19 protein-coding genes are annotated in these 20,511 nt (G+C 63.4%); 13 read left to right on the top strand and 6 right to left on the bottom strand.

Translation table 11 applies throughout. The annotated features are described in order from the left end of the window. Positions 1-8: 8 nt before the first annotated feature. Positions 9-1,091: a tartrate dehydrogenase gene (locus H281_RS0132600; protein ID WP_027805138.1), complete on the bottom strand. Its 1,083-nt coding sequence runs from the start codon at positions 1,089-1,091 to the stop codon at positions 9-11. Positions 1,092-1,226: 135 nt separating this feature from the next. Between H281_RS0132600 and H281_RS0132595 the strand changes: the two genes are divergently transcribed. Further along, positions 1,227-2,150 (top strand): LysR substrate-binding domain-containing protein, encoded by a 924-nt coding sequence (locus H281_RS0132595; protein WP_020071325.1) that lies wholly within the window; start codon positions 1,227-1,229, stop codon positions 2,148-2,150. 6 nt (positions 2,151-2,156) lie between these two features. On the opposite strand, the gene H281_RS0132590 is transcribed toward H281_RS0132595, so the two are convergent. From H281_RS0132590 to H281_RS0132575, 4 genes are all read right to left on the bottom strand, one after another. Next, on the bottom strand, positions 2,157-2,654 hold the full coding sequence (locus tag H281_RS0132590) for an Lrp/AsnC family transcriptional regulator (protein WP_020071324.1): 498 nt from the start codon (positions 2,652-2,654) through the stop codon (positions 2,157-2,159). A gap of 53 nt (positions 2,655-2,707) precedes the next feature. Further along, positions 2,708-4,129, bottom strand: coding sequence for an aspartate aminotransferase family protein (locus H281_RS0132585; RefSeq protein WP_020071323.1), 1,422 nt, complete (start codon positions 4,127-4,129; stop codon positions 2,708-2,710). Positions 4,130-4,314: 185 nt separating this feature from the next. Further along, positions 4,315-5,241, bottom strand: a complete 927-nt coding sequence (locus H281_RS0132580) for a 2-hydroxyacid dehydrogenase (protein ID WP_020071322.1) — start codon at positions 5,239-5,241, stop codon at positions 4,315-4,317. A 6-nt stretch (positions 5,242-5,247) separates the two neighbouring features. Beyond that, positions 5,248-6,126, bottom strand: a complete 879-nt coding sequence (locus H281_RS0132575; protein WP_020071321.1) for a GNAT family N-acetyltransferase — start codon at positions 6,124-6,126, stop codon at positions 5,248-5,250. 267 nt (positions 6,127-6,393) lie between these two features. On the opposite strand from H281_RS0132575, the gene H281_RS0132570 reads away from it, so the two are divergent. The 11 genes from H281_RS0132570 (at position 6,394) to H281_RS0132520 (ending at position 17,503) form a co-directional block, all read left to right on the top strand. Next, on the top strand, positions 6,394-6,618 hold the full coding sequence (locus H281_RS0132570; protein WP_020071320.1) for a hypothetical protein: 225 nt from the start codon (positions 6,394-6,396) through the stop codon (positions 6,616-6,618). A gap of 81 nt (positions 6,619-6,699) precedes the next feature. Beyond that, positions 6,700-7,368, top strand: coding sequence for a haloacid dehalogenase type II (locus H281_RS0132565; protein WP_020071319.1), 669 nt, complete (start codon positions 6,700-6,702; stop codon positions 7,366-7,368). A gap of 27 nt (positions 7,369-7,395) precedes the next feature. After that, on the top strand, positions 7,396-8,670 hold the full coding sequence (locus tag H281_RS0132560; protein ID WP_020071318.1) for an NAD(P)/FAD-dependent oxidoreductase: 1,275 nt from the start codon (positions 7,396-7,398) through the stop codon (positions 8,668-8,670). A 71-nt stretch (positions 8,671-8,741) separates the two neighbouring features. Next, positions 8,742-10,358 (top strand): ABC transporter substrate-binding protein, encoded by a 1,617-nt coding sequence (locus H281_RS0132555; protein ID WP_020071317.1) that lies wholly within the window; start codon positions 8,742-8,744, stop codon positions 10,356-10,358. Positions 10,359-10,501: 143 nt separating this feature from the next. After that, complete coding sequence (locus H281_RS0132550) at positions 10,502-11,455, top strand: ABC transporter permease (protein WP_020071316.1); 954 nt, start codon at positions 10,502-10,504, stop codon at positions 11,453-11,455. Then, positions 11,452-12,399, top strand: coding sequence for an ABC transporter permease (locus H281_RS0132545; RefSeq protein ID WP_027805136.1), 948 nt, complete (start codon positions 11,452-11,454; stop codon positions 12,397-12,399). Before H281_RS0132550 ends, H281_RS0132545 begins: the two co-directional genes overlap by 4 nt. After that, positions 12,399-14,243, top strand: a complete 1,845-nt coding sequence (locus H281_RS0132540; RefSeq protein ID WP_020071314.1) for an ABC transporter ATP-binding protein — start codon at positions 12,399-12,401, stop codon at positions 14,241-14,243. Before H281_RS0132545 ends, H281_RS0132540 begins: the two co-directional genes overlap by 1 nt. Further along, positions 14,240-14,554, top strand: a complete 315-nt coding sequence (locus H281_RS0132535; protein ID WP_020071313.1) for a (2Fe-2S)-binding protein — start codon at positions 14,240-14,242, stop codon at positions 14,552-14,554. The genes H281_RS0132540 and H281_RS0132535 overlap by 4 nt, the downstream gene beginning before the upstream one ends. Continuing rightward, positions 14,539-15,930 (top strand): FAD/NAD(P)-dependent oxidoreductase, encoded by a 1,392-nt coding sequence (locus H281_RS0132530; protein ID WP_020071312.1) that lies wholly within the window; start codon positions 14,539-14,541, stop codon positions 15,928-15,930. The genes H281_RS0132535 and H281_RS0132530 overlap by 16 nt, the downstream gene beginning before the upstream one ends. Then, complete coding sequence (locus tag H281_RS0132525; protein WP_020071311.1) at positions 15,927-17,096, top strand: NAD(P)/FAD-dependent oxidoreductase; 1,170 nt, start codon at positions 15,927-15,929, stop codon at positions 17,094-17,096. Before H281_RS0132530 ends, H281_RS0132525 begins: the two co-directional genes overlap by 4 nt. After that, positions 17,093-17,503, top strand: coding sequence for a helix-turn-helix domain-containing protein (locus H281_RS0132520; protein ID WP_020071310.1), 411 nt, complete (start codon positions 17,093-17,095; stop codon positions 17,501-17,503). Before H281_RS0132525 ends, H281_RS0132520 begins: the two co-directional genes overlap by 4 nt. Here the strand turns inward: H281_RS0132520 and prpR are convergent. Continuing rightward, a complete protein-coding gene (gene prpR / locus H281_RS0132515; protein ID WP_027805135.1) occupies positions 17,460-19,475 on the bottom strand; it encodes a propionate catabolism operon regulatory protein PrpR in 2,016 nt (671 codons plus the stop codon). The two genes, H281_RS0132520 and prpR, sit on opposite strands and share 44 nt — an antisense overlap. A 220-nt stretch (positions 19,476-19,695) precedes the next feature. Here prpR and H281_RS0132510 point away from each other — a divergent pair. Further along, on the top strand, positions 19,696-20,511 hold an 816-nt coding region (locus H281_RS0132510), incomplete at its 3' end, for a citrate/2-methylcitrate synthase (RefSeq protein ID WP_020071308.1).

The following is a 20,511-nucleotide window of genomic DNA, read 5'->3' as shown; positions in this document are numbered from 1 at the left end:
AGAGAGCTTCAGCCGAGTTTCGCGGCAATGGCCTGACCGACTTCGGTCGTGTTCGCCTTACCGCCAAGGTCGCCGGTATGCGGGCCTTCAATCAGTGTCGCTTCGATCGCAGCCAGAATCGCGTCGTGCGCCTCGCGTTCTTTGCCCTCGTGATTGCCGAGGAAGTCGAGCATCATCGCCGCGGACCAGATCATCGCGATCGGATTGGCGATGTTCTTGCCGGCGATGTCCGGCGCCGAGCCATGCACCGGCTCGAACAGCGAAGGAAACTTGCGGTCAGGGTTCAGATTGCCGGACGGCGCGAGCCCAATCGTGCCCGTGCACGCGGGACCGAGATCGGACAGGATGTCGCCGAACAGATTGGTGGCGACCACCACGTCGAAGCGATCCGGGTTCAACACGAGTCGCGCGCAGAGAATGTCGATGTGCTGCTTGTCCCACGTGACGTCCGGGTACTGCGCCGCAATGCCGGCCGCGCATTTGTCCCACCACGGCATGCTGATCGCGATACCGTTGCTCTTTGTCGCAACGGTGATCTTCTTGCGCTCGCGACGTTGCGCGAGATCGAACGCGAACTTCAACACGCGTTCGCTGCCGTGCCGCGTGAATACCGATTCCTGCAGTACGAACTCACGCTCCGTGCCTTCGAACATCACGCCGCCTACCGACGAATACTCGCCTTCGGTGTTTTCACGCACGATCCAGAAGTCGATGTCGCCGGCCTTGCGACCCGCGAGCGGCGACGGCACGCCGGCAAAAAGACGCGCCGGGCGCAAGTTGATGTACTGGTCGAATTCGCGGCGGAACTTGAGCAGCGAGCCCCACAGCGAAATATGGTCGGGCACCGTGTCGGGCCAACCCACCGCGCCGAACAGAATCGCGTCCGCCGATTGCAGTTGCGCCTTCCAGTCGTCGGGCATCATCTGGCCGTGCTTCGCGTAGTAGTCGCAGCTCGCCCATTCGATGTGCTGATACTCGAGTTCGATGCCAAAGCGCGCTTTCACCGTGTCGAGCACGCGAAGCGCTTCGGGCATGACTTCGACGCCGATGCCGTCGCCGGGAATGACAGCGATCCGATATTTTTTCGACATGTTGTGCTCCTCCATTAGGGCTAGTACTGATTCGATAACGGTTATTCTATTCCTGCTGTTTGGCTCTAAAATGATCGCTTTAGTTAAGCCACTGTGCACGATTCGTGTACAAACCTCCACGCCAGTGAGCGACCTATGAACGCCGCCCCGTCACCCGATCTCGGCGATTTGCGCGTGTTTTGCGAAGTCGCGCGCAAAGCCAGTTTCAGCGCGGCGGCGGAGGCGTTGTCCGTGTCCGCAGCTTATGTGAGCAAGCGGATCAATGTGCTGGAGACTACGCTCGGCACGCGTTTGTTGCACCGGTCTACGCGGCGCGTGGCTATCACGGAAGCCGGCGAGCGCGTCTATACGTGGGCCGAGAAGATTCTCGACGACGTCGATCAGCTGGTGGAAGACGTGTCGACTACGCGCCGCATTCCTGGCGGCAAGCTGCGTATTTCCAGCAGTTTCGGTTTCGGCCGGCGCTTCGTTGCACCCGCGCTCGCGGGGTTTTCCGAACGTTATCCGCAGTTGAGCGTGCGCCTCGACCTGTTCGACCGGCTCGTCGATGTGGCCGGCGAGGGCTTCGATCTGGACATTCGTATTGGCGACGACATCGCGCCGCATCTGATCGCGCGGCGGCTCGCGTCGAATCATCGCGTACTATGCGCGTCGCCCGACTACCTCGCGCGGCATGGCGCGCCGCGTCAGCTAGCCGATCTGTCGTCGCATGCGTGTCTCGCGATCAAGGAGCGCGATCATCCGTTCGGATTGTGGCGTTTGACCGTGCGCGGCGAAGCGGCGTCGATCAAGGTCACGGGACCGTTGTCGACCAATCATGGCGAGGTGGCGGTGCAATGGGCGCTGGCCGGACGCGGCATCGTGCTGCGTTCGATGTGGGACGTGCGGCCGCTGCTGGAAAGCGGGCAGTTGCAGCAGGTGTTGCCGGAGGTGACGCAGCCGGCGAACTTGTGGGCGGTGTATCCGGCGCGGCTCGCGCAGTCGGCGAAAGTGCGGGTCTGCGTGGACTTCCTCAGCGAGGAGTTCGCCCAGTGGAGCCCGCCGGAACACAGCGCCTGATAATGCCTAGTGATGATTCTGCGAGAACAACGTTTCGAGCGGATAGTGGCTCTTCACGAACGGCGACTTGATGATCACGTAGCTGAAGTACTTTTCAATGCCGATGTCGCGTTCCAGTAAGCCTTCAATAATGCTTTGGTAATGGCTCACGCTGCGCGTGACGAACTTGAGCAGGTAATCGTAGCCGCCGCTTGCGAGATGGCACTCCACGATCTCATCGACGTCGCGAATCGCATTCACGAACTTCGTGAAGTCTTCGCGCCGGTGATCGGCGAGCGTGACTTCGGTGAAAACGATCTGCACGTCGCCCAGCTTTTCGAGCTGGATCTGCGCACCATAGCCGATGATGTAGCCGGCTTTCTCCAGGCGCTTGACGCGAATCAGGCAGGGGCTGGGCGAAAGGCCAACCGCATCGGCAAGCTCGACGTTGGTTATGCGGCCTTTCTTCTGCAACTGCGAAAGTATGCGCAGGTCAATACGGTCCAGCTTGCAATCGCTGCTCATCGTAACGTTGTAGCTCCGGCGGTTGGGGTAAGGGGCTTAAGGCGCCCTCTACTCTAGCATGCAGCGGCAGTACTTTTGACTCGGTTGTTAGCCGCGTTTTTGCCGCTCAGCGCGGCCCGAACGTCGGGTTGCGCGAGCACGTCGTCCAGGGTTTTTTCGAGCCGCTCGAACATCATGTCGAAGTCCGATTCGGTGTACGAGAGCGCCGGTGCAAAGCCGAGAATGTTGTCGCCGAACGCGCGGAAAATCAGGCGGTTTTCATACGCCGCAGCGGCAATGCGCTCTGACAGCTTGAGTGCCGGGTCGAATTGCGCCTTGCTGTCCTTGTTACTGACGAGTTCGAGCGCGCCGAGCAAGCCGCGGTGACGCGAGTCGCCCACCAGAGGATGCTCGAGCAACGCGTCGAGACCACGCGCAAAACGCGGTGCACGCGCTGCGCCGTTCGCCAGCAGCCCGCCTTCGTGATAAAGCCGCAGCACTTCGAGACCGATTGCCGCGCTGACCGGATGCGCGGAATACGTGTGACCGTGGCCGACAATCGCTTCGGCGTCGCCATCGGCAATGCCTTGATAGATTTCGTCAGACATCAGCACGGCGCCCATCGGCGCGTAACCGGCGGTCAAACCCTTCGCGACGGTCATCAGGTCCGGCTCGACGCTTTCGCCCTGGCATGCGAAGAGCGGACCCGTGCGGCCGAAGCCCGTGATCACTTCATCCGCCAGGAAGAGAATGCCCAACTTGCGGCAGCTTTCGCGCATCGCCTTCAGCCAGCCGAACGGCGGCACGATCACGCCGCCCGAGCCTTGAATCGGCTCGCAGAAGAACGCGGCGACATTGTCCGCGCCGAGTTCCGCGACCTTCGCTTCGAGCGCGGCGACCGAGGCGGCGATCAGCGCGGCGTCGTCGGCGAAATTGCTGCGGTATGCATACGGCGACGGCAGGTGATGCTGGTTCGGCAACGGCAGATCGAAATTGCGGTGGAACGCGGGCAATGCAGTGAGCCCCGCGCCCATGCTGGACGACCCGTGATAGCCGCGTTGCAACGCGATGATGTGCTTCTTCGACGGGCGGCCCGTCGCGTTGAAGTAATGCGTGATGAAGCGGATTGCCGAGTCGACCGCGTCCGAGCCGCCGAGTGTGAAGTACACATGTTGCAGCGACGCCGGCGCCACGCTCGCCAGTTTCTGTGCGAGTTCGATCGCAGGTTCAGAGCCAAAATGGAAATAGCTGGTCGCGTAGGGCAGCTTTTTCATTTGCGCGGTGGCGGCTTCGACAATGCTCTGCTGGCCGTAGCCCACGTTCACGCACCACAAGCCGGAGAAGGCGTCGAGCAGTTCATTGCCGGCCGCGTCGCGCAGAAACGCGCCGCTGGCGGATTCGAGAACCGTGACGCCGCGAGCTTCGTGCGCACGATAGTTGATGACAGGGTGAATCAGATGCTGGCGGTCGGCTTCAATGAGCGATTGAATCGGCATGGTGGGTTCTCGTCGCGGGAAAGGGCTGTTGACGGTTCCATACTACTGATCCGGGGCGATCGCCCGCTTGCCTAAACAATTGCCTGAAAAGCGCGCGCGACGCGTTTTGATGCATGCCCTTAGCATTTTGTGCTGCGAACGCTGAAAAGTGCCGCCGGGCATGTGTTCAGTGACATGTGTGCCGCTTAATAGCCACGCGTACGGTCGATCTGACCGAGCATCGGCAGACCTTCGCGATGACGGCGCAAGTTGTCGAGCACCACGTCGACGGCGGTATCGGGCCGCGTGGCGCTGGCGATATGCGGCGTGATCCGCACGCGTGGATGCGTCCACAACGGATGGCCGGGCGGCAAAGGCTCAGGATCCGTCACGTCGAGAATCGCGTTGAGGAGTTGACCGCTGTCGAGTGCTGCGAGCAGATCCGGCTGATTCAGTTGCGGGCCGCGCCCGGTTTGAATCAGCGATGCGCCGCGCGGCAGCCTGGCAAACAGGCTCGCGTCGAGCAGACCGCGTGTGGCGGACGTGAGCGGCAACAGGCAAACCAGTATGTCGGTGCGCGCGAGAAACGCGTCGAGCGAGCCTTCGCCCGCATAGCATTCGACGCCTTCTATTTCACGCGGCGAGCGGCTCCAGCCCGCGCATGCAAAACCGAAAAGGCGCAGTCGTTCCAGAACCGCGGTGCCGAGCACACCCAGTCCGAGCACGCCGATGCGCCGTTGCGCAGCCGGCTTCAGCGGCATTTCGCGCCACACTTGCTGTTGTTGCTGAAGACCGTAGTCGAACAGATCGCGATGAATCGTCAGCGCGGCCTGTGTGACGTATTCCACCATTCCTTCCACGATCCCCGGTTCGATCATCCGCACGACCGGCACATGCGCCGGCACGCCCGACAGATCGAATTGATCGATGCCCGCGCCCACTGAAAACACCACTTCCAGATTGGGAAACGTGAGCGTGGGATTGGCAGGCGGTTGCCAGGCGGCGAGATAGCGAATCGCGGCGGGATCGCCGTGATCGGGCCAGATATGAAACGGTAGGTCGGGCGCCTTCTCGGCGAAGAGTTTCGCCCACTGCGCCCCGCGCGCCGGGTCTGCTTTATAGAGGAAGGCCATGACGGGTCAGAAAATCGCCTGATTGATGATGCCGTACTGCACACACCCTGTCGCCTTGGCCGCCACGCTTTCCGGCGCTGCGTTGCGCACCATTCTGACGACGGTGTCCACGCGCGGCAGACCGAGCTGTTCGAGCCATTCGGTCAGACCGCTATCGCCCGGTGTATCGACGCGCACGAAGACGCCCTCATTGAGCGCGAGCCAGTGGCTGATGAGCGCCTTCGCGCGGCTCGCATCGCCGGAATGAGGCGCGACCACCGGGCCGATCGCAAAGCCGCGTCCGAAGCGGCGAAAGAGCGCGAAGCCGACGAGTTCGCCGTCGCGGTCGAGCGCAATGCCGTCGGCGTTCTCCAGCAGCGCGGGCAGGACCTCGCTGCGATCGAGGCCGCTTGCCTGCGAAGCCAGTTCCACGAGCCGCGCGGTGTCGCTTGAACCTAACGGACGCAGACGCTCGCCGGGCGGCAACGACACGAGCGGTGGCTGAAATGCCGCGCCCTGATGCTGGTCGAGCGTGCCGGCCGCGCGGAAGCCGAGCTTCTCGTAAAGCGGCTGACCGGCGGGGGTTGCGTGCAGGAACGTGATCCGGCCGCCGAGTTCTTCCAGCAGAAGCTCCATCAACTTTCTGCCGATGCCGCGTCCTTGCCGCGCCGGCGACACGATCACCATGCCGAGCGACGCACGGTCCGCTCCGTACTTCCAGCAGAGCGCCGTGCCGATCACGCCGCTCGCGTCTTCCGCGACGAAACCCACGCCGAGTTGCACGACGAATCTCCAGTCATCGGCGCGATGCGGCCATTTGAGTTCGACCGTCAACGCATGAGCGGCGTCTATGTCGTCGAGGGTAAAGCGTCTATAGGTAATCGAATCGGGCACGCCGCACTCCATGAATGGCTAAAGGCTTACGCGTCACTTTGTCATCCAGGGCGCGGTGTGACTAGGACGATCTTTCTATGTGACGCGCTTCAGAGGGCCGCATTGCAATTCGATGCAAAACACCAGGTCTGCACATGCATTACAGGCGGGTTCTGCTGCGGGGCGAATTTTGTCGGCGACATATGCCGGGCACGCGGCTCTACGATTTTGTCATTGCGATGACCTGCTACCAACGCATCGCAGGCGGTTTGATTCAGTCACCACTCAGGACCCTCTCTCATGGACGGCTTCAATCCGGACGATGTCGCGATTCGCAGCGGCCATTTCATCGCCGACAAGCTTGGCGGCAATGACGGGCGCCGGCGTGCGCGCCCGGCCCACGCGAGCCAAGCCTGGCAAGGCTTCCAGCCGGTAACCGCAGACTGTGCTGCGCAACGGCCTCAAAACGAATGGTTTGTGTCACAAGCAGCGCGCGAATCAGGAACATCTATGTTTTTGCGCTGATTAAATCTTTTACAGGAATGAGCTTTCCCTGTTTTCGCCAATGAGCTCGACGCGAGTTCACCATCACGATAGGACTGCACCATGATCGAATTCGAACCGAAATACATTACCTTCGACTGCTACGGCACGCTGACCAAATTCCGCATGGCCGAGATGACGCGCGAACTGTACGGCCACATTCTGAAGGCCGACGACCTCGAAAAGCTGGTGGCGTTCTACGCCGGCTATCGCCGCGACGAAGTGCTGGGCGCATGGAAGCCGTATCGCGATGTCGTGGTGAATGCGCTGCGCCGTGCGTGCGCGCGCATGAACGTCGAATTCAATGAAGCCGGTGCGCAGAAGATCTATGAAGCAGTGCCGACGTGGGGGCCGCATCCGGACGTGCCCGAGGGTCTTTCGCGCCTTGCAAAGAAGTACAAGCTCGTGATTCTGTCGAACGCATCGAATGACCAGATCCAGAGCAACGTCGACAAGCTCGGCGCGCCGTTCCATGCGGTGTTCACGGCAGAGCAGGCGCAATCGTACAAGCCGCGCATGCAAGGCTTCGAGTACATGTTCGACAAGCTGAACTGCAATCCGGAAGACGTGTTGCACGTGTCGTCGAGCCTGCGCTACGACCTCATGACCGTGCACGACATGGGCGTCAAGCATAAGGCCTTCATCAACCGCGGTCATGAACCGTCGACGCCGTATTACCAGTACTACGAAGTCGACGGCATTCCGGGGCTGGCCGCCGAACTCGGCCTGTAAGCATCTGCCGATCAAAGGACACACCGGATGAAGCTCGAATCCTATTGGCTCGACACCGCGCCGCCGTTCGTCACGGCGTGTGAAGGCCCGGTCGACGGCCTCGCCGACGTGGTGGTGATCGGCGCGGGTTTCACCGGCTTGTCGGCGGCGCTGGCGCTGGGTAAGCGCGGCGCGTCGGTAACGGTGGTGGACGCTGGGCGCGTTGGCGGCGGTGCATCCGGCCGCAACGGCGGGCAGGTGAATACGGGCGTCGCCCAAGACTTCGTCGCGCTCGCCGCACAACTCGGTATCGAGCGCGCCAGCGCGTGTTACCGCGCGTTTGCCGATGCCGTCGATACGGTCGAGCGTTTGATCCGCGAAGAACAGATCGACTGCGACTACCTGGCGTCCGGCAAGCTGAAGCTCGCGTCGAAGCCGCATCATCTCGCGCATCTGGAAAAGACCGCCGATCTGATTCGGCGCACGGTCGATACCGACATTGAACTGATCGACGGAGACCGTATTCGCAGCGAGGTTCAGTCCGACAGTTTTCATGGCGGATTGCTGCAACGTCACGGCGGTCAGATGCATATGGGCAAGTTCACGGTCGGGCTCGCCGAGGCCGCGGTTCGTCGCGGTGCGAAGCTGTATGAAAACGCGGCGGTCACGTCGATCGTGAAAGACGGCGGCGCGCATCGCGTCGTTACCACGCGCGGCGAAGTGCGTGCGAAGCAGGTGTTGATCGCAACCGGCCCGTCGCGCCATGGACCGTTCGGCTGGTATCGGCGGCGTCTTGCTCCGGTCGGGTCGTTCATCGTGGTCACCGAGCCTTTGCCGCCCGAACTGTTGGCGAAGGTGTTGCCGAACCGGCGCGCTTATACGACCACGCGCCTGATGCACAACTACTTCCGCGTGACGCCCGACTCGCGTCTGCTGTTCGGCGGCCGCGCGCGTTTCACGGCGTCGGAACGTCCGTCCGATGCGAAGAGCGGGCGCATCCTGCAACAAGGCCTGGCCGTGATGTTTCCGATGCTGTCGAGCGCGCGCATCGACTATTGCTGGGGCGGTCTGGTGGACATCAGCGCCGACCGTCTCCCGCACGCCGGGCAACACGACGGCATTTATTTTTCGATGGGTTACAGCGGCCACGGCACGCAGATGTCCACACACATGGGTCAGGTGATGGCGGACGTCATGGACGGCCGCGAAGACCGCAACCCGTGGGGCGAGTCGGAATGGGCCGCGATACCGGGCCACACCGGCAAGCCCTGGTTCCTGCCGCTCGTGGGGACGTACTACCGTATCAAAGACATCTTTTATTGAAGTCCTGTTCTTGTGTTTGTTATTGAGCCCCACGCAGTCATCACAACTGCCCACCCTTGCGGAGAAGTTCGATGGATAAGGAAAACTCGAAACATGGCGCTTATGACCTCGGTAACGGGTTGGAGCAATTGACAGCCCGGGGCGCCTCGCGACGCGATGTGCTGCGCGCGATGGCCGCGGCCGGGATGATGTCGATGACGGGCGCCGGGCTGCTGAGCGCAAGCGGCGCTGCTCTCGCGCAGGCGGCGCCCAGGCAGGGCGGCAAGATTCGCGTGGCGACACAGTCGGCGTCCGCGTCTGACACGCTCGATCCCGCGAAGGGGGCGCTCGCGACCGACTACGTTCGTTGCAACATGTTCTACAACGGCTTGACCGAGCTCGACTCGCATCTCGGCGCGAAGATGGCGCTCGCCACGTCGCTCGATACGAAAGACGCGACCGTGTGGGTCGTCAAGCTGCGCAACGGCGTGCAGTTTCACGACGGCAAGTCGCTCGCGCCCGCCGACGTCGTCTATTCGATCATGCGCCATAAGGACCCGGCGACAGCGTCGAAGGCCAAGACGCTCGCCGATCAGATCAAGGAAGTGAAGGCCACGGGTCCGGACGAAGTGACGATCACGCTCGAAGGCGCGAACGCCGACTTGCCGGTGATCCTCGCGACGTCGCACTTCCTTATCATCAAGGACGGCACCAAGGACTTCAAGACGGCTGTGGGCACCGGTCCGTTCAAGGTCAAGGAATTCTCGCCGGGCGTTCGCACGGTCGGCGTGAAGAACGAGAAATACTGGAAGCCGGGCCTGCCGCATCTGGACGAGATAGAACTGATCGGCATCGGCGACGAATCGGCACGCGTGAATGCGCTGCTTTCCGGCGACGTGCAGCTGATCAACGCGGTCAGCCCGCGCTCGGCGCCGCGCATCAAGGGCACGGCCGGCTTCTCCGTGCTGGAAACGAAAACCGGCCAGTACACGGATCTGGTCGTTCGCGACGAAGGCGGCATTACCGGCACCGACGATTTTCGGCGAGGCATGATGTACCTGCAGGATCGCGAGCAGATTCGCCGCGCGGTCTTTCAGGGCTACGGCGCGATCGGCAACGATCAGCCGATCGATCCGACCAACAGGTACTACCTGGCCGGTTTGCCGCAGCGCAAGTTCGATCTGGACAAGGCGAAGTATCACTTCCAGAAGGCCAAGGTCGGCAGCACGCCGATCCAGATTTTCGCTTCGCCGGCGGCTGAAGGTTCGGTCGAAATGGCAATGCTGCTTCAGCAGGTCGGGCCGCAAGCGGGCTTGAACCTGCAGGTCACGCGCGTGCCGGCGGACGGCTACTGGTCGAATCACTGGATGAAGCATCCGCTCGGTTACGGTTCCGTCAACGCGCGCCCGAGCGCCGATGTGCTGCTCACGCAGTTCTTCAAGTCGGATGCGCCATGGAACGAGGCGAACTGGAAGAGTGCGAAGTTCGACCAGTTGCTGGTTGCGGCGCGTGGTGAACCGGACGACGCCAAGCGTAAGCAGATCTACGGCGACATCCAGGTGCTCGTGCATGAAAACGGCGGCATCGGCATTCCGCTGTTCCAGAGTTCGCTCGACGCCTATACGAGCAAGCTCAAGGGCCTCGGCTCGATTCCGCTTGCAGGTCTGATGGGTTTTGCATTTGCTGAAAACGTCTGGCTAGAGGCGTAATGTAAAGGCGCTCCGGTTCGGTGAACCGGGGCGCCGTTTCCCCCGCAATACGCAATGCGCGCAATCCGCGCCATACGCGCCAAACGTGCACGGCTCGCCGTTGCGACGCGGCGCGCATGCTGCAAAAAAGGAGGCGACTTTCAATGAAAGCACACGCGCAACGACTCATTGCCGCGCGCCTCGGCCTCGCGCTGCTCACGCTCCTGCTGGTCTCGGCAATCGTGTTCGGCGTGACGGGCCTGCTTCCCGGCGACGCCGCGCAACAGGCGCTCGGCCAGGCGGCCACGCCGGAGGCCGTCGCCGCCCTGCGGCATCAGTTCGGGCTCGATCAGCCCGCGCTGCAACGCTACTTCGAGTGGCTCCTTCATATTGTGACCGGCAACTTCGGCACGTCGTTGTCGAACAATCTGCCCGTTAGCCAGTTGATCGCGACGCGCCTGCCGAACTCGCTCGTGCTCGCCGGCTTGACCGCGGTGGTGTCGGTGCCGGTCGCGCTGGTAATCGGCATCGCGTCGGCGATGTTTCGCGGCTCGCTGCTCGACCGTGCGCTCAATGTGCTGACGCTGTCGACCGTGGCCGTTCCCGAGTTTCTCGTCGCGACGGTCGCGGTGCTCATTTTCGCCGTCAAGCTGCGCTGGCTGCCCGCGCTGTCGTACCTGTCCGAGGTGAATTCGTTCGGCGCGCTGCTGCGCATCTACGCGATGCCGGTCATGACGCTGTGCTGCGTGATCGTCGCGCAGATGGCTCGCATGACGCGCGCCGCCGTGCTCGATCAGCTCAACTCGTCGTATGTGGAAATGGCGTTGCTCAAGGGCGCGTCGCCGGGCCGCGTGGTGTTGCGCCATGTGCTGCCGAACACCATTGGGCCGATTGCCAACGCGGTTGCGCTGAGCCTTTCGTATCTGTTCGGCGGCGTGGTGATCGTCGAGTCGATCTTCAATTATCCGGGCCTTGCGAGCCTGATGGTCGACGCCGTGACGAATCGCGACATGCCGCTCGTGCAAGGCTGCGTGATGGTGTTTTGCGCCGCGTATCTCGCGCTCGTGCTGATCGCGGATCTGTGTCAGATCGTATCCAACCCGAGGCTGCGTCGATGATGAGCCGACCTACCAATCCCCACGTTCCTCACGCCGGCACCGAGCTATACGACGTCAGCCGCGATGAACTCGTCGCGGAGACGCCACCCGTCGAAGTGGCGAGCGCTAAGCAGAATGTGTTGCAACGCCTCGTGCAGCGCTTTTCGGTGCTCGGCCTGCTTGGCCTGCTCATGGTCCTGTTCTGGCTGCTGGTCGCTTTCGTCGGACCGCTGGTCGCGCCATACAAAGGCGGCGCGCTGACGTCGACGGAAATCTTCGGCCGCTATAGCGCAGCCTATCCGCTCGGCACGGATTATCTCGGCCGCGACATGCTAAGCCGCATTCTGTACGGCGCGCGCTATACGGTGGGCCTCGCGCTCGCCGCCGCGTTGCTCGCGAGCGTAATCGGCACGTTCTTCGGACTGCTCGCGGCGGTGTCGGGCAAATGGGTGGATGAAGTGTTGAGCCGCCTGTTCGATGCGCTGATTTCGATTCCGAGCAAGGTGCTCGCGCTCGTCGTGATCGCCGCGTTCGGATCGTCGATCACGATGCTCACGACAGTTGCCGCGCTCGCCTACATTCCAGGCGCGTTTCGTATCTCGCGTTCGCTCGCGTTGAACCTGATGGGCCTGGAATACGTGCAGGTGGCCCGCGCGCGAGGCGAAGGCCTGCTGTATATCGCGCGCGTCGAGGTGCTGCCGAACATGATCCATCCGATGCTCGCGGATTTCGGGCTGCGCTTCGTGTTCATCGTGCTGCTGTTGAGCGGCCTGAGCTTTCTCGGCCTCGGCGTGCAGCCGCCTAACGCCGACTGGGGTTCGCTCGTGCGCGAGAACATCGGCGGCTTGTCGGAAGGCGCACCCGCAGTCCTGATGCCGGCGGTGGCGATTGCCACGCTGACCATCGGCATGAATCTGCTGATCGACAACTTGCGGCGTCGCAGCCGTAGCCACGGAGACGCATGATGGCCGACCGGCACATGATTGAAGTGAAGGGGTTGCGTGTCGTCGCGGGCGCGGCGCACGGGCCGATGACAGAGATCGTCAAGGGCGTCGACTTTTCGGTGGCGAAGGGCGAGGTGCTCGCGCTGATCGGCGAGTCCGGTTCGGGCAAGACGACCATTGCGCTGTCGCTGCTCGGCTATGCTCGCGCGGGCTGCTCGATCAGCGGCGGCTCGGTGCGCATCGGCGACGTCGACGTGCTGTCGCTCGACGCCCGCGGACGCCGCGCGTTGCGCGCGCGCACCGTCGCGTATGTCGCGCAGAGCGCAGCGGCCGGCTTCAATCCGGCGCGCACGATCATGGATCAGGTCACCGAGCCTGCGCTGCTGCATCAGCTGATGACCAAAGACGCCGCGCGGACCAAGGCAATCGGGCTCTTTCGCGCGCTCGCGTTGCCTGCGCCGGAAACCATCGGCGAACGTTATCCGCATCAGGTATCCGGCGGGCAATTGCAGCGCTTGATGGCCGCGATGGCGCTGATTACCGATCCGGCGGTCGTCGTGTTCGACGAACCGACTACCGCGCTCGACGTCACCACGCAAATCGAAGTGCTCGCCGCCTTCAAGAAGGTGGTGCGCGAACTCGGCACGACTGCTGTGTATGTGTCGCACGATCTTGCCGTGGTCGCGCAGATGGCCGATCGCATCGTCGTGCTGAACGGCGGCGCGGTGAAGGAGAACGGCGCGGTCGCCCAAGTGCTCGACGCGCCCGTCGACGCCTACACGCGCCAGCTGCTCGCCGCGACGCGCCGCCCGGAAGCGTCATTCGACACGCCGCCAGAAGAAGCAAAGCGCGTGGCGCCGCTGCTGGAGATCCGCGGACTGTCCGCGGGTTATGGCCGCATCGACCGTTCCGGCGTACCCGCCGTGCGGGTGCTCGACGACGTGAGTCTCACCATTGCCCGCGGTAGCGCGCTCGGTGTGATCGGCGAATCGGGCTCGGGCAAGACGACGCTCGCGCGCGTGGTTGCGGGGCTCGTCGACCGCGCACGCGGCGACGTGCTGTTCAATGGCGAGCCACTGCCGGCGCAACTGTCGCGGCGCACGACCGAGCAGTACCGGCAGATCCAGATCGTGTTCCAGAACGCGGACACAGCGCTGAACCCAAGCCATTCGATTGCGGACATTCTGGGCCGGCCGCTCGCGTTCTATCACCATCTGCGTGGCGCTGCTGCAAAGAAACGCATGCTCGCGCTGCTCGATCTGGTGAAGCTGCCGGCTTCCATCGCGACTCGCACGCCTGCCGGTTTGTCCGGCGGCCAGAAGCAGCGCGTCAATCTGGCGCGCGCGCTCGCCGCCGATCCCGCCTTGATTCTCTGCGACGAAGTGACCTCCGCGCTCGACACCGTGGTCGGCGCGGCGATTCTCGATCTGCTCGCCGAGTTGCGGCGCGAGCTTGGCGTGTCGTACATGTTCATCAGCCACGACATTTCCACCGTGCGCGCGATCTGCGACGAAGTGATCGTGCTGTACGCGGGTCAGCGCGTCGAAGCAGGACAGCGCGACGTGCTCGCCGCGCCGCCGTATCACCCGTACACGGAGTTGCTCGTGGATTCTGTGCCCGAACTGAGGCCCGGCTGGCTCGACGCGCGGCGTCACGTGGCTGCTTGCGCATTGCCCGCGATGGGCGAGAGCGCCGACGTGCCCGAACTCTGTTCGTTCCGGTCACGTTGCCCCGTGCGAATCGACGGTATGTGCAATATGACCGCGCCGTCGCTCAAGAAACTTCCTTCCGGCGCTGAGATTCTTTGCCATCATTCGGCGGCCGAGCTCAGCCGTTTGCAAACCCTGGAGACGATCCCGGCATGAACCAGCGATTTGTGCGGCTCGCGGAAACCGGTCGCAAGACCTTCCCGATTACCGTCGACGGTGTGCTACGCGAGGCCGCCGAAGGCGACACGCTGATGGTCGCGTTGCTCACGAGCGGAAGCACGTTGCGCGATTCCGAATTCGGCGATGGCCGCCGCGCCGGTTTCTGTCTGATGGGCGCCTGCCAGGACTGCTGGGTGTGGACCGCGAAAGGCGAGCGTGTGCGCGCATGCAGCACGCCGGCGGCACCCGGCATGTCGATCGTGACCAAACTGGCCGAAGCCGGGGAGGGCGTATGGCCCCGCGTGTAATCGTGATCGGCGCGGGACCGGCGGGGGTGCGTGCTGCAGAGGCGCTTGTCGAAGCCGGGCTGCGTCCAACCGTTATCGACGAAGGCCGGCGCGACGGCGGACAGATATACCGGCGTCAGCCTGAAGGTTTCTCGCGCAGCTATGACACGCTTTATGGCACGGAGGCGGAGCGCGCCGCTTCATTGCACCAAAGCTTCGATTCGCTGAGAAGCAGGCTCGACTACCTGTCTGAAACGCTCGTCTGGAATATCTCGGCGAATGCGGTGCACACAGTGAGCGGCACACGTTACGGCACGCTGCCGTTCGACGCGCTGATCATTTGCAGCGGTGCAACCGATCGGCTGATGCCCGTCAAAGGCTGGCATCAGGCGGGCACGTATAGCCTTGGCGGCGCGCAGGTCGCGCTGAAATCGCAAGGCTGCGCAATCGGCTCGCGCATCGTCATGATGGGCAGCGGGCCACTGCTGTATCTCGTGTCCGCACAATATGTGAAGGCGGGTGCGCAGATCGCGGCGGTGCTCGACACGTCGACCTTCATGCAGCGCGTCGCCGCGTTGCCGCGCTTGCTCGCGATTCCCGCCGCGCTCAAGAAGGGCATTGCGTTGACGCGCGTGTTGTCGAAAGCGCGCGTGCCGGTTTATCGCGGCGTGCAGCCTCTGGAGATCAAAGGTTCCCCGCAAACGGGCGTGAGCGCCGTGGAAGCGGCATTGCCGGGCGGCAAGCGCATCGAGTTAGCGTGCGATGCGGTCGCGCTCGGCTATCACTTGCGCCCGGAAACGCAACTTGCGGATCTGGCCGGTTGCCGCTTTGTTTTCGACGACGAAGCGCAGCAGTGGCTCGCGCAAGTGGACAACGACGGCCGCAGTAGCGTGAAAGGCGTCTATCTCGCGGGCGACGGCGCGCGCGTGCGCGGCGCGGACGCAGCGGAACGTTCCGGCCGCCTCGCGGCGCTCGCCGTCATGCACGACCACGGCATGCAGACGGGAAGCATGCAAGACATGGAAGGCTTGCGCGCTGAACTGGCGCGCTTCTCACGCTTTGCTGCGGGCTTGCGCGAAGCGTTTCCGTGGCCGGCGAAGTTCGCTGCGTCGCTGCCGGACGAGACCATTGTTTGCCGCTGCGAAGCGATTACTGCGGGCGAGTTGCGTCGCGTCGTATGCGAGGCGGGCGCGCGGGAAGCCAATCGCGCAAAGGCGTTTTCGCGCGTCGGCATGGGGCGCTGCCAGGGGCGCTATTGCGCTCACGCGGGCGCGGAGATCATTGCGGCGGCCGCTTGCGTGCCGTTGTCGTCGGTGGGACGGTTGCGCGGCCAGGCGCCCGTCAAGCCGCTGCCTGTTGCACTCACCGAGGCACTCACCGAGGAGGTGACGCAATGAGCGCGGCCAATCGCAACGAAGCGGACGTCATCGTGATCGGCGGCGGCATCATGGGCACCACGACGACGTTCTTCCTGAGCCGGCGCAATCGCTCGGTGATTCTGCTGGAACGCGGTCTGACGGGGCAGCAGGCGAGCGGTGTGAACTTTGGCGGCATTCGGCGGCAAGGCCGCGCATTGCCGCAACTGGCGATGGCCAACCGCGCGTTGCGTACGTGGCAGCGTTCGGTTGAATTGCTCGGCGACGATGTCGAGTTTCTGCCGGTCGGCCATACGCGCGTGTGCTATCACCAGAAAGACGTCGGGAATTTCGAGCAGTACGCGATCGACGCGCGCGCTCACGGGCTGGAGCTCGAAGTGCTGCAGGGCGAAGCGATGTTCCGGCGCTTTCCCTTTCTTGGACGCGAAGTGCTGGCTGCGTCCATCTCGCCGCTCGACGGCCACGCGAATCCGCGACTGGCCGCACCAGCATTCGGACGCGCGGCGGCGCGGCTCGGCGCGCAGGTGATCGAGAACACGGAGATCGTGCGCGTCGAAAAAGACGGCGACCGTTTTCGCGTGGAAAGCGCGCAGGGCGACGTATACCGCGCCGCGCAACTGGTCATTTGTGCGGGCGCCTGGGCGACGCGTCTTACCGAACAGTTCGGCGAGGGTGCGCCGCTTACCGTGAGCGGCCCGCAAATGTGCGTGACGGAGCCGGTGCCCTACGTGTTCAAATCGTCGATGGGCGTGTTCACGTCGATCAAGCAGGAAGGCATCTACTTCCGGCAGATTCCGCGCGGCAATATCATCGTCGGTGGCGGTCCCGCCGGGCCGGCCGATCCGGTGACGAGCCGCGCGTCGGTCCTGCCTCAGAACACGGTACGTCAGCTCGCGCAGATGCGGCGGCTCGTCCCCGCGCTGGCGCCGTTGCATGTGATTCGTGTGTGGAGCGGCGTCGAAAGTTATCTGCCCGACGGCGAACCGGTGATCGGTCCGAGCAGCAAGGTCGACGGTCTTTTCTATGCATTCGGCTTCAACGGCGCCGGGTTTCAGATTGGCCCGGGTGTCGGCGAGACGATGGCGGAGCTCGTCGATACGGGCAGCACGCCGATTCCACTGGACAAGTTCGCCATTCAGCGTTTCGCAAAAGAAGCGGCGCCTCGCTCGAGCATCGTGACGTCATGAAACAGTCCATCAGCCTTAATGCCGCGCGGGCTTTCATCGAAGCTCATTTCAACGAGCCGGTGACGCTCGCGCAACTCGCGGCACTGTCCGCGCTCAGCGTGTCGCGCTTCGCGACGGTGTTCCGGCAGCAATACGGTTCTTCGCCGTATCGCTATCTGTGCGGCGTGCGGATTCAGCGTGCGCAGACGATGCTGCTTGAAGGCGTGCCCGGCTCGGTGGTCGCCACCGAGGTCGGTTTCTTCGACCAAAGCCATTTTGGCCGGCACTTCAAACGATGCTGCGGCATGACGCCCAGCATGTTCATTCAACGCGCGACGGCCAATCCTGGCACTGCGGGCAAGCAGTGCAACGTGAGCGCGAAAGCTAGCGCGGTGCGTTCAGCTTCCGCCATAAGGTCGTCTTGCTGATGCCGAGCGCGTCGCAAACGGCGTCGCGGTCGCCGCCGTGCGCGGCAAGGGCGGCACGGATCTCGTCGGCTTCCACATGACGGCTGCGTTCGCGCAACGTGAGCGAGGCTTTCTTTGAACGCGTGTGGTGCGGCTCGGTGATCTCGGGTGCGATGGTGCGCAGCATGTCGCGTGTAATGAGCGGTTGCGCGATTGCAGCGTTCCGGCTTGGGCTGGTTTGTGCTGCGGCGTCCGCATGTAGGCCCACGTCCGTCTCGGTCTCTATCTCGGCAAGCTCGACCGCGATGCGCTCGACCACGTTCTGCAATTCCCGCACGTTGCCGGGCCACGCATAGCGCTGCAACGGCTCCGCGAGCCCGGCAAGAACGCGTTCAGCAGCGGCGGCGTCGGGCAGACGCGCGGCGAGCCTCGGCTCACGCGCTGCGGCTTGCAATAACAACTCGACGGCGAGCGAAATCAGGTCCGTTGGACGCTCGCGCAGCGGCGGCAGCGCAATGCTGAGAATGTTGAGCCGGTAGTACAGATCGGCGCGGAAAGTACCGGCTTCGATGCCCGCAGTCAACGCACGGTGCGTCGCCGCGACAACACGAATGTCGACGCGCGTGGGTTCCGTCGAACCGAGCCGCACGACTTCCCGCTCCTGCAGCACGCGCAACAAGCGGCTTTGCAACGAGAGCGGCATTTCGCCGATTTCATCGAGAAACAGCGTGCCGCGATGCGCGACTTCAATCAACCCGGCCTTGCCGCCTTTGCGCGCGCCGGTGAAGGCGCCTTCTTCGTAGCCGAACAACTCGCTTTCCAGTAAAGCTTCGGGGAAGGCGCCGCAATTAATGGCGACGAACGCGAAGTCGCGCCGCGCGCTCAGGTGATGCATGCTTTGCGCGACCATCTCCTTGCCGGTGCCGCTCTCGCCGAGAATCAACACGGTGGCGTCCGACCTTGCGTAACGCTGCACGAGCGCGCGCACCCGTTGCATGGACTCCGACGCGCCGACCATGTCTTCGAGCCGATACCGCGCGCTGAACTGCTGCACACGCTGACGCGAGCGCAATGTGCGGTCGAGCCGCTCGACCGCGCGCGATTCCTGGAAAGTCAGCACCGTGCCCGCCGCGGCTCCGCTTGTTGCGAGCGGCCCGCGATGCACGACATAGCTCGCGCCCCGTACCGTGCAGAACGCGTCGCCGTCCGAATCGGGCAGGCTGCCGTCGAGATCCGGTGCAAGTTCGAGGAACGTGCGGCCCACTGCATTTGCCGGGTCGATGCCGAGCACGGCGGCAAGACGCTGGTTCATCGCTTCTACGCGGCCTTGCGAGTCGAGCGCGACGACGCCGTCGCGCAAATGTTGCAGCAGATTGTCGAGCCGTTGACGGCGGATCGTTTCGCGCCGCGTGGCTTGCGCGACTTCGAGCGCCGTGTCGAAACCCGCGCGCACCGACGCGCGTGAGTAGAGAAACACAGCGCCCATGCCGGCGTTCGCGGCCAGGTCGGTCACAAGGCCTGGGCCGACCACCACGTCCACGCCCCGGTCGCGCAGATCGAGCACGACGCTTTCCGCGTCTTGCGCCGATTGATGCGAGGCGAACGTCACGTCGAGCCCGAATGCGGTGACGAAGCGGCGAACCTCGTCGGGCGTATTGCCGTGCGTGACCAATGCGACTTTCGAGCCGTCGCGGCGAGCGCGCGCGAGCGCGTGCATTACGTCGAAGCCCGTTGGCGTGATCATCACGACCGGCACGGCGACGCGCGTCTTCAGATAAGCGCCGTTCGAGCCGCCCGCGATGACGACATCAGGACGCGACGCGCCGGCGGCCTCGATTTCACGAACGGCGTCTTCGAAACCTTGCGCAACGATGCGCAGGTCGGCGCGCTCCACATATTCGCCGGCGATGTCGAAAAACAGGTCGCGCAGGCGGCTGATGCTGAGCGCCCAGATGCGCGGGCGCTGGACGGGGTCGAAGGGGGGTGTGCTCACGGCAGTAGCGCGGTGCGCTCTCGGTTGGCTAGACGCGGTCATTATGCGCGCATCCATTTCAAAAATGAAATTCGCCAATTTCATGAGTGAAATCATCGGCATTTCGCAGAAGGCGGGATCTCCGCCGAAACAGGCACTTAGCGCCCGCCGCAGCGCATGGCCCGATCTTTGCATTTAACGACCCGTTCAAAAACGTAGCATCGCAACTGGAGACAGACTGATGAGCGAAGCAGACAACAGCACGCCGAACGCGGGCGCATTCAAACCGAAGAAATCCGTCGCGCTGTCCGGCGTGACCGCGGGCAACACGGCACTCTGCACGGTCGGCAAGACCGGCAACGATCTGCACTACCGCGGCTACGACATTCTCGACATCGCGGGTAATTGCGAGTTCGAGGAGATCGCGTATCTGCTCGTGCACGAAAAGCTGCCGACACAGGCCGAACTCACCGCCTACAAGACTAAACTCAAGGCGTTGCGCGGCCTGCCCGCCAATGTGAAGGCCGCGCTCGAATGGATTCCCGCTGCCGCGCATCCAATGGACGTGATGCGCACCGGCGTCTCGGTGCTCGGCACCGTGCTGCCGGAGAAGGACGATCACAACCTGCCCGGCGCGCGCGATATCGCCGACAAACTGATGGCGTCGCTCGGCTCGATGCTGCTGTACTGGTACCACTATTCGCACAACGGCAAACGCATTGAAGTGGAAACCGACGACGATTCGATCGGCGGCCATTTCCTGCATCTGCTGCACGGTGTGGAGCCGTCGAAGTCGTGGGTCGATGCAATGCACGTGTCGCTGAACCTGTATGCCGAGCATGAGTTCAACGCGTCGACGTTCACGGGGCGCGTGATCGCGGGCACCGGTTCTGACATCTACTCGGCAATCACGGGCGCAATCGGCGCGCTGCGAGGACCGAAGCACGGCGGCGCGAACGAAGTCGCGTTCGAGATCCAGTCGCGCTACCAGACGCCGGACGAAGCGGAAAGCGATATCCGCCGGCGCGTCGAGAACAAGGAAGTGGTGATCGGTTTC

Source organism: Paraburkholderia caledonica (genome assembly GCF_000383275.1).
In the GTDB taxonomy this organism is placed as follows: domain Bacteria; phylum Pseudomonadota; class Gammaproteobacteria; order Burkholderiales; family Burkholderiaceae; genus Paraburkholderia; species Paraburkholderia caledonica.
The sequence above is the reverse complement of the archived record's forward strand: the minus strand, read 5'-3'. Positions and strand labels throughout refer to the sequence as shown.